13 protein-coding genes are annotated in these 15,210 nt (G+C 59.3%); 8 read left to right on the top strand and 5 right to left on the bottom strand.

What is annotated here, in order from left to right:
* Positions 1 to 36: 36 nt before the first annotated feature.
* The 7 genes from ACQRAX_RS14705 to ACQRAX_RS14675 all read left to right on the top strand — a co-directional run bounded on the left by ACQRAX_RS14705 (position 37) and on the right by ACQRAX_RS14675 (position 9,468).
* A complete protein-coding gene (locus ACQRAX_RS14705) occupies positions 37 to 1,326 on the top strand; it encodes an MFS transporter (protein ID WP_412040384.1) in 1,290 nt (429 codons plus the stop codon).
* 161 nt (positions 1,327 to 1,487) lie between these two features.
* A complete protein-coding gene (locus ACQRAX_RS14700) occupies positions 1,488 to 2,489 on the top strand; it encodes a phosphate ABC transporter substrate-binding protein PstS (protein ID WP_101293871.1) in 1,002 nt (333 codons plus the stop codon).
* 139 nt (positions 2,490 to 2,628) lie between these two features.
* Positions 2,629 to 4,917, top strand: a complete 2,289-nt coding sequence (locus tag ACQRAX_RS14695) for a phosphate ABC transporter permease (RefSeq protein ID WP_412040383.1) — start codon at positions 2,629 to 2,631, stop codon at positions 4,915 to 4,917.
* Between the two features lie 17 nt (positions 4,918 to 4,934).
* Positions 4,935 to 6,605 (top strand): phosphate ABC transporter permease PstA, encoded by a 1,671-nt coding sequence (gene pstA, locus ACQRAX_RS14690; RefSeq protein ID WP_412040382.1) that lies wholly within the window; start codon positions 4,935 to 4,937, stop codon positions 6,603 to 6,605.
* A gap of 84 nt (positions 6,606 to 6,689) precedes the next feature.
* On the top strand, positions 6,690 to 7,523 hold the full coding sequence (pstB, locus tag ACQRAX_RS14685) for a phosphate ABC transporter ATP-binding protein PstB (RefSeq protein ID WP_412040381.1): 834 nt from the start codon (positions 6,690 to 6,692) through the stop codon (positions 7,521 to 7,523).
* Between the two features lie 125 nt (positions 7,524 to 7,648).
* Complete coding sequence (gene phoU, locus ACQRAX_RS14680) at positions 7,649 to 8,407, top strand: phosphate signaling complex protein PhoU (protein WP_412040380.1); 759 nt, start codon at positions 7,649 to 7,651, stop codon at positions 8,405 to 8,407.
* Between the two features lie 164 nt (positions 8,408 to 8,571).
* Positions 8,572 to 9,468, top strand: a complete 897-nt coding sequence (locus ACQRAX_RS14675) for a response regulator (protein ID WP_412040379.1) — start codon at positions 8,572 to 8,574, stop codon at positions 9,466 to 9,468.
* A 79-nt stretch (positions 9,469 to 9,547) separates the two neighbouring features.
* Here the strand turns inward: ACQRAX_RS14675 and ACQRAX_RS14670 are convergent, their stop codons facing one another.
* The 3 genes from ACQRAX_RS14670 to phoB all read right to left on the bottom strand — a co-directional run bounded on the left by ACQRAX_RS14670 (position 9,548) and on the right by phoB (position 13,120).
* Positions 9,548 to 10,888: a hemolysin family protein gene (locus ACQRAX_RS14670; protein WP_412040378.1), complete on the bottom strand. Its 1,341-nt coding sequence runs from the start codon at positions 10,886 to 10,888 to the stop codon at positions 9,548 to 9,550.
* Between the two features lie 115 nt (positions 10,889 to 11,003).
* Positions 11,004 to 12,314: a phosphate regulon sensor histidine kinase PhoR gene (phoR, locus tag ACQRAX_RS14665; protein ID WP_412040377.1), complete on the bottom strand. Its 1,311-nt coding sequence runs from the start codon at positions 12,312 to 12,314 to the stop codon at positions 11,004 to 11,006.
* Between the two features lie 116 nt (positions 12,315 to 12,430).
* Positions 12,431 to 13,120, bottom strand: coding sequence for a phosphate regulon transcriptional regulator PhoB (phoB, locus tag ACQRAX_RS14660; RefSeq protein ID WP_028942483.1), 690 nt, complete (start codon positions 13,118 to 13,120; stop codon positions 12,431 to 12,433).
* Between the two features lie 145 nt (positions 13,121 to 13,265).
* Between phoB and ACQRAX_RS14655 the strand changes: the two genes are divergently transcribed.
* A complete protein-coding gene (locus ACQRAX_RS14655; protein WP_412040376.1) occupies positions 13,266 to 13,637 on the top strand; it encodes a COG4315 family predicted lipoprotein in 372 nt (123 codons plus the stop codon).
* Positions 13,638 to 13,668: 31 nt separating this feature from the next.
* On the opposite strand, the gene ubiA is transcribed toward ACQRAX_RS14655, so the two are convergent.
* Positions 13,669 to 14,559, bottom strand: a complete 891-nt coding sequence (ubiA, locus tag ACQRAX_RS14650; RefSeq protein WP_412040375.1) for a 4-hydroxybenzoate octaprenyltransferase — start codon at positions 14,557 to 14,559, stop codon at positions 13,669 to 13,671.
* A complete protein-coding gene (locus tag ACQRAX_RS14645; protein WP_412040374.1) occupies positions 14,559 to 15,122 on the bottom strand; it encodes a chorismate--pyruvate lyase family protein in 564 nt (187 codons plus the stop codon). Before ACQRAX_RS14645 ends, ubiA begins: the two co-directional genes overlap by 1 nt.
* Positions 15,123 to 15,210 lie beyond the last annotated feature (88 nt).

The following is a 15,210-nucleotide window of genomic DNA, read 5'->3' as shown; positions in this document are numbered from 1 at the left end:
TGCAGTATCAATAAGAGATACCAATAAGAGAGACCTATGACCTCCGTGCCCGGCAGTATCGCGCAGCCTTCGCGGCCGCTCACCCGCAGTGACTACAAAACCCTGTCGCTTTCCGCTTTGGGCGGTGCGCTGGAGTTCTACGATTTCATCATTTTCGTATTCTTCGCCACGGTGGTCGGTAAGCTGTTCTTCCCCGCCGACATGCCGGAATGGCTCCGGTTGATGCAAACGTTTGGGATTTTTGCCGCCGGTTACCTGGCACGGCCGCTGGGTGGCATCGTCATGGCCCACTTCGGCGACCTGTTGGGGCGCAAGAAGATGTTCACCCTGAGCATTTTCATGATGGCCGTACCCACGCTGATCATGGGCCTGCTACCAACCTACGCGCAGATCGGCATGTGGGCACCGATCCTGTTGCTGCTGATGCGGGTGATCCAGGGCGCAGCGATTGGTGGTGAAGTGCCGGGTGCCTGGGTGTTCGTTTCCGAGCATGTGCCTGCACGCAACACCGGCTATGCCTGCGGCACCCTGACTGCCGGGCTTACTGCCGGGATCCTGTTGGGTTCGTTGGTGGCCACGCTGATCAACAGTATTTATAGCCCGGAGGAGGTTGCTGACTACGCATGGCGTATTCCATTCCTGCTCGGCGGGGTGTTCGGCTTCTTCGCGGTGTACTTGCGTCGCTGGCTGCACGAAACACCGGTGTTTGCCGAAATGCAGGCGCGTAAGGCGTTGGCCGACGAAGTGCCGCTGCGTGCGGTATTGCGTGACCACCGGGGCGCGATTGTCATCTCGATGTTGCTGACCTGGCTGCTGTCGGCCGGCATCGTGGTGGTTATTCTGATGACCCCGGCACTGCTGCAGAGCCTCTACCAGGTCAGCCCGACTGACTCGCTCAAGGCCAATAGCCTGGCGATTGTCCTGCTCAGCCTGGGTTGCATTGGCACGGGTGCACTTGCAGATCGCCTGGGCGCCGGCCGGGTGTTCATCGTCGGCAGCCTGTTGCTGCTGATCTCGTCCTGGACCTTCTACCACAGCCTGCCAACCCATCCGGAGTGGATGTTCCCGCTGTATGCCCTGACGGGCCTGTGCGTCGGCATCGTCGGCGCCGTGCCCTACGTGATGGTTAAGGCTTTCCCGCCTGTGGTGCGTTTCAGCGGTCTGTCTTTTTCCTACAACCTGGCTTACGCCATCTTCGGCGGTCTGACGCCGATGGTGGTAACCGCGCTGCTCAAGCTCAGCCCTATGGCTCCGGCCTACTATGTCGCTGGAATCTGCACCATTGGTCTGCTGGTTGGCCTCTATCTACTGGCCAAGAAACGCTGAAGCTGCTCTAGCACAACCATCGCAACATTTTGAAAAGGCCATCTTCGAGATTCGATGATGGCCTTTCATCTAATTGTCATATTCCATTCATAGAGTAGTCATGCGGCCTGCAGATACTTGGGCCCGATCCATCTCACCCCAATTCCTGCTAGGAGTAAGGCATGAAACTGAAGCGTTTGATGGCGGCCCTGACTTTCGTCGCCGCTGGCGTTGCCACCGCCAATGCGGTTGCCGCTGTTGACCCTGCTATTCCGACCTACACCAAGACCACCGGTGTGTCGGGCAACCTCTCCAGCGTCGGTTCCGATACCCTGGCGAACCTTATGACTCTGTGGGCTGAGGCCTACAAGAAGGAATACCCGAACGTAAACATCCAGATTCAGGCGGCCGGTTCCTCCACAGCGCCACCGGCGCTGACCGAAGGCACCGCCAACCTCGGCCCAATGAGCCGCAAAATGAAGGACGTCGAGCTCCAGGCGTTCGAGCAGAAGTACGGCTACAAGCCAACCGCTATCCCGGTTGCCGTCGATGCTCTGGCCGTATTCGTACACAAGGACAACCCGATCAAAGGCCTGACCATGTCCCAGGTCGACGCGATCTTCTCTTCGACCCGCCTGTGCGGTGCCAAGGCCGACGTGAAAACCTGGGGTGATCTGGGCGTGACCGGTGACCTGGCCAACAAGCCGGTGCAATTGTTCGGTCGCAACTCGGTATCCGGGACCTATGGCTACTTCAAGGAAGAAGGCCTGTGCAAAGGTGACTTCAAGCCTAACGTCAACGAGCAACCAGGTTCGGCTTCGGTCGTGCAGTCGATCAGCAGCTCGCTGAACGGCATCGGTTACTCGGGCATCGGCTACAAGACCGCCAGCGTTAAAACCGTGCCTCTGGCCAAGAAGGAAGGTGGTGCGTTCGTTGAAGACAACGAAGCCAACGCCTTGAACGGCACCTATCCGCTGTCGCGCTTCCTCTACGTCTACGTCAACAAGGCACCGAACAAGCCGCTGGCCCCGCTGGAAGCTGAGTTCGTCAAACTGGTGCTGTCGCAAGCAGGCCAGCAAGTTGTTGTGAAGGACGGTTACATCCCATTGCCTGCCAAAGTGGCCGAAAAAGCCCTGGCTGACCTGGGCTTGAACCACGCCACTAAAGGCGTCGCGGCAAACTAAGTGTGAGCTAGGCAGGGTCTGGAAATGACCGGATCCTGCCGCAAATTGCGAGTCCGCTGCCAGGCGTCTCTGAGCGGCGGGCTTTTTTGCGTCACTGCATTGTCATGTTTTTGTCATACGGGACCGCTAGGGTGTGCGCATGAATGATCTGGCCAACTCCACCATGACCCAAAATTCTCCCCCCGTGCGGATTGATTTCAATACGCCCGAACTGCAGCGCAAGCGTCGCTTGCGTGCGCTCAAGGATCGCCTGACCCGCTGGTATGTACTGGTGGGCGGGCTTGCCGTGCTGGCAGCGATTACATTGATCTTCTTCTACCTGGCCTACGTGGTCGTGCCGCTGTTTCAGGGTGCCACGCTGACCAGCAAGAAAGCGCTGGAGCCGACCTGGCTGAGCCAGGATGCCGGCAAGCCGCTGATGATTGCTCTGGAAGAGCAGAATCTGGTCGGTATGCGCGTGTCGGACAAAGGCCAAGCGCTGTTCTTCGACACCAAGACCGGTGCTGAACTCAAGCGCGTTGACTTGCCGGTGCCTGCGGGGGCTCAGGTAACGTCTATTGGCACCGACCAGCCGGGTAACCCGCTGGTGGTGCTGGGCTTGTCCAACGGTCAGGCGCTGGCGTTCAGCCATAGCTACAAGATCACTTACCCGGACAACAAAAAGACCATCACCCCGGCCATCGACTTCCCCTACGGCCAGGAGCCGTTCGTGCTCGACGAGCAGGGGCGTGCGCTGGAGCATGTTAGCCTCAATGTGAACGGCGAAACCTTGGTGGTTGCCGGTTCCACTGGCGCGCACCTGCAGGTGATATCGCTGAGCCGCGAAGAAAACATGATGACCGGTGAGGTCACCAGCGAGCAGAGCCGTATCGACCTGCCGCAAATGAGCGAGCCGGTCAAAGCGATCTACATCGATCCACGCCAGCAATGGCTGTATGTGATCAACGGTCGTGCCCAGGCGGATGTATTTAGCCTGCGTGACAAGAGCCTCAATGGCCGCTACAAGTTGCTCGACGACGGCAACGCCGAAGTCACTGCCAGCAACCAGCTGGTCGGTGGTATCTCGCTGATCATTGGCGACTCCAAAGGCGGCCTGGCCCAGTGGTTCATGGCCCGTGACCCGGATGGCGAACAGCGCTTCAAGCGCATTCGCGAGTTCCAGATGGGCAAGGCGCCAATCGTCCAGATCGATGCCGAAGAGCGCCGCAAGGGCTTCGTGGCCCTGGATGCCAGCGGCGAACTGGGTGTGTTCCACAGCACCGCGCACCGCACTTTGCTGGTCGAACCGGTTGCCGAAGGCGCAGGCATTCTGAGCCTGTCGCCACGTGCTAACCGCATCATCATCGAAGAAGGCGGCAAGTTGCTGCCGCTGACCCTGAAGAACCCGCACCCGGAAGTGTCCTGGAGCGCGTTGTGGAGCAAGGTCTGGTACGAGAACTATGACGAGCCAAAGTACGTCTGGCAGTCGACCGCCTCGAACACCGACTTCGAACCTAAGCTGAGCCTGTCGCCGCTGACCTTCGGTACCTTGAAGGCGGCGTTCTACGCGATGATTCTGGCCGCACCGCTGGCCATTGCCGCAGCCATCTACACCGCCTACTTCATGGCCCCGGGCATGCGCCGCAAGGTCAAGCCGGTGATTGAATTGATGGAGGCAATGCCAACCGTAATTCTCGGTTTCTTCGCTGGCTTGTTCCTGGCGCCGTACCTGGAAGGGCACTTGCCGGGTGTGTTCAGCCTGTTCCTGCTGATGCCGATTGGCATCCTGGTTGCCGGTTTCACCTGGAGCCGTCTGCCTGAGTCGATCCGCCTGCGGGTTCCGGATGGCTGGGAAGCGGCGATCCTGATCCCAGTAATCCTCTTCACCGGTTGGTTCGCGCTGTACATGAGTCCCTTCCTGGAGACCTGGTTCTTCGACGGCGACATGCGCCTGTGGATTACCAATGATTTGGGCATCACCTATGACCAGCGCAATGCCCTGGTAGTCGGTATTGCCATGGGCTTCGCAGTGATTCCGAACATCTATTCGATTGCCGAAGACGCCGTGTTCAGCGTGCCACGCAGCCTGACTCTGGGCTCCCTGGCGCTGGGTGCAACGCCATGGCAGACCCTGACCCGGGTGGTCATCCTCACCGCCAGCCCGGGCATTTTCTCGGCACTGATGATCGGTATGGGCCGTGCTGTTGGCGAAACCATGATCGTACTGATGGCCACCGGTAACACCCCGGTCATGGAGCTGAACCTGTTCGAAGGTATGCGCACCCTGGCCGCCAACGTTGCCGTTGAGATGCCGGAGTCGGAAGTCGGTGGCAGTCACTACCGTGTGCTGTTCCTCGCCGCGCTGGTGCTGCTGATGTTCACCTTCGTGATGAACACCTTGGCCGAGCTGATTCGCCAGCGTCTGCGCAAGAAATACTCGTCGCTTTGATAGAAAGGTAGAGATCCGTGAAAAAGGATTCCCTCAACAGCTGGTTCAAGAGCGGCGCCCCTGGCGTCTGGATCAGCGGTGGCGCCGTCGCCATCGCTGTGATCATGACCATTGGTCTGCTCTCGGTGATCGCCGTACGCGGTCTGGGTCACTTCTGGCCAGCCGACTTGATTCAGGCCAGCTACAACGTACCGGGCCAGGCGAGTCATATCGTCGTCGGTGAAGTGGTGCAGAAGGAAGAAGTGCCGCGTGCGCGCCTCAAGGGTGCCGGCTTGCCGGTGCCGGATGAGGGCCCGGAGTTCATGACCCGTGAGCTGATCAAGGTCGGCAACCGTGACCTCAATGGCAGCGACTTCACCTGGGTGGTTGGCGAATGGTTGATCGACCAGAAAAAGCCGGTCGACCTGATTGCGCTGGAGCGCCGTGAGTGGGGTAACTTTTACGGTTATCTGGTCAGCGTCAAGGAAAACGGCAAGGTCGTCGCTGAAGGCCAGGCGGCCTGGGCTGAGCTGCAGGCACGCCTCAAGCGTGCCGACAAGCTGGCTGGCGACCTGCAAAAGCTTGAGAAGAAGGACATCGGTGCCATCAACTACGGCCTTGAGCGTCTGCGCCTGCAGGCTCGAAAGCTGGAACTTGCCGGCAAGCTCGATGCGGCTGCTCAAGCTGACATGGACGCCGAACGCGCCGAGCTGAACAATCGCTACAAGGCTATCGAAGAGCGTCTGGGCAGCCTGCACCAGGACTTCGGTCGCGACAGCCTGGTGGCGAAGGATGGCAACGGCCGTGAAGTCGAGATCAACCTGAGCAAGGTGGTTCACGCCTACCAGCCCAATGGCATGGGCTTCTTCACCAAGATGGGTGTGTACTTCGCCAAGGTCTGGGAATTCCTTAGCGACGACCCGCGTGAAGCCAACACCGAAGGCGGGATCTTCCCGGCCATCTTCGGTACGGTGATGATGACCTTGATCATGGCCGTGATCGTCACCCCGTTCGGTGTGCTGGCAGCGGTTTACTTGCGTGAGTATGCGCGTCAGGGGCCGGTCACTCGTTTGATTCGTATCGCGGTGAACAACCTCGCCGGTGTTCCAGCGATTGTTTACGGTGTATTCGGTCTGGGCTTCTTTGTCTATGTACTGGGTGGCTCGCTTGACCAACTGTTCTTCCCTGAGGCATTACCCGCGCCAACCCTCGGTACTCCGGGCCTGCTCTGGGCTTCGTTGACCCTGGCGTTGCTGGCAGTACCCGTGGTGATCGTGGCCACTGAAGAAGGCCTGGCACGTATTCCGCGTACGGTGCGTGAAGGTTCGCTGGCGTTGGGTGCAACCAAGGCCGAGACCCTGTGGAAGATCGTTCTGCCAATGGCCAGCCCGGCGATGATGACCGGCATGATCCTCGCGGTGGCTCGTGCCGCCGGTGAAGTGGCACCGCTGATGCTGGTGGGGGTCGTGAAACTGGCGCCATCGCTGCCAGTGGACGGCAACTATCCGTACCTGCACCTGGACCAGAAGATCATGCACCTGGGCTTCCACATCTACGACGTCGGCTTCCAGAGCCCCAACGTCGAGGCCGCGCGGCCGCTGGTGTACGCCACCGCGTTGCTGCTGGTGCTGGTAATCGCCACGCTCAACCTGTCAGCGGTGTGGATTCGTAACCACCTGCGCGAGAAGTACAAAGCGCTGGATCATTGATCGATACAACATTTTGCAAGTGCCGCCTGTGTGTTGTGCCGGGCGGTTCGATGAAACGAAATAGATAGCGTATGGAGTCTGACCATGCAGCATGAATCCCACACCCACGGTATCGATATGTCGGCCTTGGGTCGTACCAAGCAGAGCCTGCACCTGGCCGATGAAACTGTGGCCATCGAAGTACCTGGCCTGAGCCTGTACTACGGCGAGAAGCAAGCCCTGTTCGACGTCAGCATGAACATCCCGAAACAGCGTGTGACCGCCTTCATCGGCCCGTCCGGCTGTGGTAAGTCGACCTTGCTACGTACCTTCAACCGCATGAACGACCTGGTTGACGGCTGCCGTGTGGACGGCGCGATCAACCTCTACGGCAACAACATCTACCGCAAAGGCGAAGACGTTGCCGAGTTGCGCCGCCGGGTCGGCATGGTGTTCCAGAAGCCTAACCCGTTCCCTAAGACTATCTACGAGAACGTGGTCTACGGTCTGCGCATCCAGGGCATCAACAAGAAGCGCGTGCTCGACGAAGCAGTCGAGTGGGCACTCAAGGGCGCGGCCCTGTGGGAAGAGGTCAAGGACCGTCTGCACGAATCGGCACTGGGCCTGTCCGGTGGTCAGCAGCAGCGTCTGGTGATTGCCCGTACCATCGCCGTAGAGCCAGAAGTATTGCTGCTCGACGAACCGTGCTCGGCACTCGACCCGATTTCGACGCTGAAAGTCGAAGAACTGATCTACGAGCTGAAGTCCAAGTACACCATCGTTATCGTTACCCACAACATGCAACAGGCGGCGCGGGTTTCCGACTACACCGCGTTCATGTACATGGGCAAGCTGATCGAGTTTGGTGATACCGACACGTTGTTCACCAACCCGGCGAAGAAGCAGACCGAAGATTACATTACGGGTCGTTACGGCTAGTCGCTCTTTGAGCGACGGCTTCGAGCTGCAGGCGGCAAGCGGCAAGAAGACGGCGGTGCATGGCATAACACGTATGACTTGAAGCTTGCAGCTCGTAGCTTGCAGCTTTTTCGCGGAGCGAAAGCATGATCAATAAAGACAGCCTTACCCACCATATCTCCCAGCAGTTCAACGCCGAACTTGAAGAGGTTCGCAGCCACCTCCTGGCGATGGGCGGCCTGGTCGAGAAGCAGGTTAACGACGCCGTCACTGCGCTGATCGAGGCCGACTCTGGTCTGGCTCAGCAGGTGCGTGAAGTCGATGATCAGATCAACCAGATGGAGCGCAATATCGACGAGGAATGTGTGCGCATTCTCGCTCGTCGTCAGCCTGCCGCTTCCGACCTGCGCCTGATCATCAGTATTTCTAAGTCGGTGATCGACCTGGAGCGTATCGGCGACGAGTCGACCAAAATCGCCCGTCGGGCGATTCAGTTGTGCGAAGAGGGCGAGTCGCCACGTGGCTACGTTGAAGTCCGGCACATCGGCGACCAGGTACGCAACATGGTGCGTGACGCCCTGGATGCCTTTGCCCGCTTCGACGCCGACCTGGCGCTGTCGGTCGCTCAGTACGACAAGACCATCGACCGCGAGTACAAGACCGCGCTGCGCGAGCTGGTCACTTACATGATGGAAGATCCGCGCTCGATTTCGCGGGTACTCAGCGTGATCTGGGCTCTGCGTTCGCTGGAGCGGATTGGCGACCACGCTCGCAACATCTCCGAGCTGGTGATCTACCTGGTGCGCGGTACTGACGTGCGTCACCTGGGCCTGAAGCGGATGAAAGAAGAGGTCGAGGGCGGCAGCGAAAAGGCTAATGTTCCGGCTCAAGCTGACGATAAGTAAGACTGCCCCCGAGTAACAACGCCCGGCCTCAGCCGGGCGTTTTCGTTTGTGGGGCGAGCACCTCAAGGCAGCCGCGAACGAAACCACGAGTCCCGGCGTGAGCCAATGTTTGGCAAATGGCCATCAGTCAGCGTTATGCTAGTCGGGATTCAATAGGAGTGGCGATGAGTAAAGTCAGTGTGTTGGTTGTGGATGATGCGCCGTTCATTCGTGACCTGGTGAAGAAGTGCCTGCGCAACTATTTCCCGGGAATTGTCATTGAAGACGCGGTCAACGGCCGCAAGGCTCAGACATTGCTGGCGCGCGAAGCCTTTGACCTGGTTCTGTGTGACTGGGAAATGCCGGAAATGTCTGGCTTGGAGTTGCTGACCTGGTGCCGCCAGCAGGAGTCGATGAAGACCTTGCCGTTCATCATGGTGACCAGCCGCGGTGACAAGGAAAACGTGGTTCAGGCGATTCAGGCGGGGGTCTCCGACTTCGTTGGCAAGCCATTCACCAATGAGCAACTGCTGACTAAGGTGAAAAAGGCCCTGACCAAGGTTGGCAAGCTCGATACGTTGCTGGCCAGTGCACCGACCCGGGTTAACTCGGCGTTCGCCAACGATTCGCTGAGCGCCTTGACTGGCGGTCGTGCCGAAACGGTAAAACCTGCGGCGCCTGTGGCACCCGTGGCGGTGAGCAAGCCGCAGATCAACACGCCTAAGCCTGCTGCCGCTGCCCCAGCGGGTCGTGGCCAAGGCCAGTTGCGCCTGCCAAGCGGTGTTCAGCCCTGCGTGATCAAGGCCCTGAGCCTCAAGGAGGCGCTGCTGGTGGTGCGCCGTGGCGAAACCCTGCCTCAGGTGCTCGAAGGGGCGGTTCTCGACCTGGAGCAGGGCGAGAACGCCGAGATCGCTCGTCTCAATGGTTACCTGCATGCGGTGGCGGCACTGGAGCCCAAACCCGACAGTGACTGGTTGCAGTTGACCTTCAAGTTCGTGGACCAGGATGCGCAGAAACTGGATTACCTGTCGCGCCTCATTGCCCGCGGCACCGCTCAGAAACACTTCGTGCCCGGCGCCTGATCGATAAGCCCTCATCGCTGGCCATGCCGGCGATGAGGTCACCGCTCCACTGGCGAAACCCGGCAATCCCTGAAACGCCTCAATCGAGCTTGAGGACCTTGGCCAGGACTATTTTCGGGCCTTTCATCTTCTTGATGATGATGCGCAGGCCTTCGACTTCCAGCAGTTCTTCTTCTTCGGGCACCCGCTTTAGGGTCTCATAGACCAGGCCAGCAAGGGTTTCCGCCTCGATATGATCGAGGTCCACGCCGAGCAGGCGCTCAACCTTGAACAGCGGCGTGTCGCCGCGCACCAGCAGTTTGCCTGGCTGGTAAGCGAGGATGCCGCGTTCGGCCTTACGGTGTTCGTCCTGGATGTCACCTACCAGCACTTCCAGCACGTCTTCCATGGTCAGGTAGCCAATCACCTTGCCATCGGCTTCTTCGACCAGGGCAAAATGTGCGCCGCCCTTGCGGAACTGCTCCAGCAAGTGGGCCAGGGGCATGTGACGCGACACGCGCTCCAACGGCCGGGTCAGTTCAGCGAGGTTGAACGACTCAGGGATATGCTCGAGGTCAGCCAGTTCCAGCAGCAGGTCTTTGATGTGCAGCAGGCCAACGAATTCACCGCGCTCGGCATCCAATACCGGGTAGCGGCTGAATTTGTGCCGACGGAACATCGCGAGGATTTCCTTGAGCGGCGCGTGAGCGTCCAGGCACACCATGTCTTCGCGGGAGTTGGCCCAGTCGACCACTTCCAGCTCGCCCATTTCCACTGCCGAAGCCAGTACGCGCATGCCCTGGTCACTGGGGTCCTGGCCACGGCTGGAGTGGAGGATCAGCTTCAGCTCATCGCGGCTGTAATGGTGCTCGTGGTGGGGGCCGGGTTCACCTTGGCCAGCGATACGCAAAATGGCGTTGGCACTGGCGTTGAGCAGGTAGATGGCCGGGTACATCATCCAGTAGAACAGGTACAGCGGCACTGCAGTCCATAGCGACAGCAGTTCCGGTTTGCGAATTGCCCAGGATTTGGGTGCCAACTCGCCGACCACGATGTGCAGATAGGAAATCACGAAGAAGGCGCTGAAGAACGACACTGCCTTGATCACTTCTGGCGATTGCACGCCGACAGCGGCCAGCAACGGTTCGAGCAGGTGCGCAAAGGCCGGCTCACCGACCCAGCCCAGGCCCAGGGACGCCAGGGTGATTCCCAACTGGCAGGCGGAAAGGTAGGCGTCCAACTGATTGTGTACGGTGCGCAGGATCTGCCCACGCCAGCCATGCTGCACGGCAATTGACTCGACCTTGGTCGAGCGCAATTTGACCATGGCGAACTCGGCCGCAACGAAGAAACCGTTGAGCAGCACCAGCAGCAGAGCAAAAAGAATCATGCCGAAATCGGCGAAAAGTGAGGTGAGGCTAATACCAGGGGAAGGGTCCATGATGGGGTTTTACGGGGTCCGTCATTTGAAAAAAGAAAGAAATGCAGTGCCAGCATTCGCTGGCACAGGTCCGTCAATGTAGCGGGTGAAGGCGCGATTGCCTAGGGGCGAGCCTTCACGAGGCTAGACGCTGGGCAATCTGCACGGGAGCGAAATGGCAGGTAAAGGTGCTGCCATGACCGGGCACGCTGCTGATCTCCAGACGCGCCCTATGGCGCAACAGTACGTGCTTGACGATCGCCAGGCCCAAACCGGTGCCGCCGGTGTTGGAGGCGCGGCTGGAGTCGACCCGGTAAAAGCGCTCGGTCAGGCGCGGCAGGTGCTTGGCGTCGATACCGATGCCTGAGTCCTGCACGCTCAAGTGCGCGCCCTGTTCGTCAGCCCACCAACGAATGCGGATCTGGCCTTCGTCCGGGGTGTATTTGACCGCGTTGAAGACCAGGTTGGAGAATGCGCTGCGTAGCTCTGCTTCGCTGCCCTTGAGCTGAATACCCGGGGTAGTCTCCAGGGTGATGCGCTGGTTACGCTGCCCAGATAAGGCCTGGGCATCACCTTTGATCGATTGCAGCAAGGCTTCAACCGCTACCGGCTGGTTATCCGAGGGGTAGTCGGTGGCTTCAAGCTTGGCCAGCAACAGCAGGTCGTTGAGCAACGTCTGCATGCGCCCGCCTTGCTGTTGCATCTGCTGCAGGGCCCGCACCCAGCGCGGGTTTACCTCTTCGACGTTGTCGAGCAAGGTTTCCAGGTAGCCAGCAATCACTGTCAGCGGTGTGCGCAGTTCGTGCGAGACGTTGGCTACAAAGTCCTTGCGCATCTGTTCCAGCTGATGGATGCGGGTGACATCGCGCACCAGCATCAGGTGCTCGTTATTGCCATAGCGGGTGATGTGCAACTGCACACGCAGGCGATCATTGATCGGCGAGGGGATTTCCAGCGGTTCGAGGTAGTTCTCCTGTTCGAAGTACTCCTTGAAGCGTGGGTGGCGAACCAGGTTAGTGACAGGCTGGCCACTGTCTTGTGGGGTTTTCAGGCCGAGCAGGGTTTCGGCGGCGCGGTTCCACCATTCCAGATTGCCGTCGCTGTCGAGCATGATCACCGCGTCCTTGAGCGCAGCGGTAGACTCCTGCACGCGGTCGATCACCGCTTGCAGGCGGCCGCGCACACGTTGGTCGCGACGTTGCAGGTGATAGATGCTGTCGAATACTTCGCCCCACAGACCGTAGCCATCGGGCGGTGCCTCATCGGGTTTGTGCAGGCGCAGCCACTCATGCAGGCGGAGCAACTGCTTGAGCGTCCAGCCCAGGTACAGCGCCAGGCCCACGGCCAGGCTCCAGCCGTAGTAGCCGCTGATCAAGCCAACCAGCAAGCAGGCGGTGATCAGCAACAGCATGTGGCGAATCAGGGTGCCATGCCAGTTTTGGTTCACAAGGGATCCTTAGCGGATCAGCTGCAAGCTGCAAGCACCAAGCTGCAAGTTTGAAGCGGATCGACTGTTGCATTTGCTCTTACATGAGGCTTGCAGCTTGTAACTTGCCGCACAAGTCAACTTTTGGTTGAAAAGCGGTATCCGGTTCCGCGGACTGTTTGTACCAGATTTTCGTAAGCCTCACCCAGCGCCTTGCGCAGGCGACGGATGTGCACGTCGACAGTACGCTCCTCGACATAGACGTTGCCGCCCCAGACCTGATCGAGCAATTGGCCACGGGTGTAGGCGCGCTCCTGATGAGTCATGAAAAACTGCAGCAGGCGGTACTCAGTCGGGCCCATTTCGGCTGGCTTGCCATCAATGGTCACCCGGTGGCTGATCGGGTCGAGCAGCAGGCCGCCGACCTCGATCGGTGCTTCGCCATCACTTGGCCCGGCGCGGCGCAGAACGGCCTTGAGACGAGCGACCAGCTCGCGCGGCGAGAACGGTTTGGTGATGTAGTCATCAGCACCGACTTCAAGACCCTGGATCTTGTTGTCTTCCTCGCCCTTGGCGGTGAGCATGATGATCGGAATATCGCCGGTCAGTTCATCGCGCTTGAGGCGGCGGGCCAGCTCGATGCCCGAGGTGCCCGGGAGCATCCAGTCGAGCAGGATCAGGTCCGGCTTACGGTCGACGATGATGGCGTGGGCCTGCTGAGAGTTTTCTGCTTCCAGGCAGTCATAGCCGGCCATTTCCAATGCAACGGCGATCATCTCGCGAATTGGCGCTTCGTCGTCAACGATCAGAATGTTTCTGCCAACCATGCTTAAACCTCTTCCATTAACGGTGTATTGGCCCGCATTAGATAACGGAATTATTGCAGTCGTGTGACAGGTCGTGGGCATCGCTGCAACATTCGGTTACTGGGCTAGGCTTAAATTCCCTATCCCGAGAAACACGGTGGATCCAATGACACGACATACGCTGAACTGGATGGCGCTTTGCACTGCGGTGGCTCTGGCCTTGCCGGGGATCGCGTCGGCCCATCACACCATGATGAAAGACGGTGTGATGGTCGATCATGCCGGCATGACGCTGTACACCTTCGACAAGGATTCGGGTGGCAAATCCATGTGCAACGATGAGTGTGCCAAGAACTGGCCGCCGCTGATGGCCAAGGAAGGTGACAAAGCCGAAGAGGGTTGGTCACAGATCAAGCGCGACGACGGTTCGATGCAATGGGCTTACAAAGGTAAACCTGTGTACACCTTTGTCAAAGATAAGAAAGCCGGAGACATGACCGGCGATGGCATGAAGGATGTCTGGCACGTGATCAAGTAATCGTAAGCCAGCGCTGGCTGCCTGCGGGCAGTCAGCGCGCTGCGTAGTCGATGACGATACTGATGAATACCAGCAGCCCGGCCCAATGGTTATGCAAAAAGGCCTTGAAGCAGGATTCGCGGTCCAGCTTCCGGGTCGACCAGAACTCCCAGGCAAAACACAGCAAGGCGGCCAGCAATCCGAAATGGAACCAGCCGCCCAGTTCAAAGCGATTACCGGCCAGCAGCAAGCAACCCAACGACAGTACCTGCAGGGTCAGAATGATGACACGGTCGGCCTCACCAAACAGGATCGCGGTGGATTTGACCCCGATCTTCAGGTCGTCATCACGGTCAACCATGGCGTAATAGGTGTCGTAACCCACGGTCCACAACAGGTTGGCGATGTACAGCAGCCAGGCAACAGCCGGCAGTTCACCGTTGGCGGCGGTGAAGGCCATGGGGATACCCCAGGAATAGGCCGCGCCGAGCACCACTTGCGGATAGTAGGTGTAGCGCTTCATGAACGGATAACAGGCGGCCAGGGCGACTGCGCCGAACGACAGCCAGACCGTCTTGGCATTAGTGCACAGCACTAACAGGAAGCTGGCGCCAACCAATACGGCAAACAGCGTCAGCGCCTCCCTTGCATTGATTCGGCCCGCTGCCAATGGGCGATCGGCAGTGCGCTTGACGTGACCATCGACTTTGCGGTCGGCGAAGTCGTTGATCGCACAACCTGCGGCTCGCATCAGCACCACGCCGAGGGTGAAGATCAGTGCGTTGGCCAGCGTTGGCGTGCCCTTGGCAGCGATCCAAACCGCCGAGAGGGTGGGCCACAGCAGCAGGTAGATACCAATCGGGCGGTCCATGCGGCTCAGCTGAATAAAGTCCCAGGCCCGTGGATGCAGACGATTGAGCGACTTGAGCAGCTGCACGTACATCAGTGGACCTCCCCAGAAATTTCAGCATCCTGCCACAGCGCTGGCAGGAAAACTTCGGCAACCAATACGCTCAGCGCCGCGCGGTCGAAACGTGAGCGCCGCCCCCAGAGTGTGTCGCTGGCGTCGAGGGCCGGCAACCAGGCGCTGGGGTAGTGACAGACTTCAATGGCGCGGCGGGTGAAGGCCTGGTCGCAGAACAACAGTTCGCCCAAGGAGCGACTGCCCAGCGCTTCCATGTCCAGCCCACCACTTTCCAGGGCGCTGCGCGCCGCGACGCTACGGGCGAATACCCAGGCCTGGCCGTGGCCACGCAAATACACTTCACGCACCCAGCCTTCACTGTTGAGCGGCAGTTCCAGTGCCTGACATTCATCGTCACGCAGGGGCTGCCAGCCCTCGTAAAGGGGTGTAACAGAAAAGTGATCGGCGGATAATCGAGTCAGGCGACGGGTCAATGATCCTTGATCGAACAACCAGTCGAGGAGCGCAGGCGTTGCGCTGTCTGCTACCTGAGAGTACTGCAACCATTCTGCAGCGGGCGCTTGCGATGTTTCGTACGGCACGATGGTATGGATTAACAGGCCAAAGAGACCGCGAGCTTAGCATGATTGCCCGATCCGGCTTGCATGCTGGCACCTGGCTCCAGTACAA

The sequence above is a fragment of the Pseudomonas sp. UM16 genome, from assembly GCF_050312595.1.
GTDB lineage: Bacteria > Pseudomonadota > Gammaproteobacteria > Pseudomonadales > Pseudomonadaceae > Aquipseudomonas.
The sequence above is the reverse complement of the archived record's forward strand: the minus strand, read 5'-3'. Positions and strand labels throughout refer to the sequence as shown.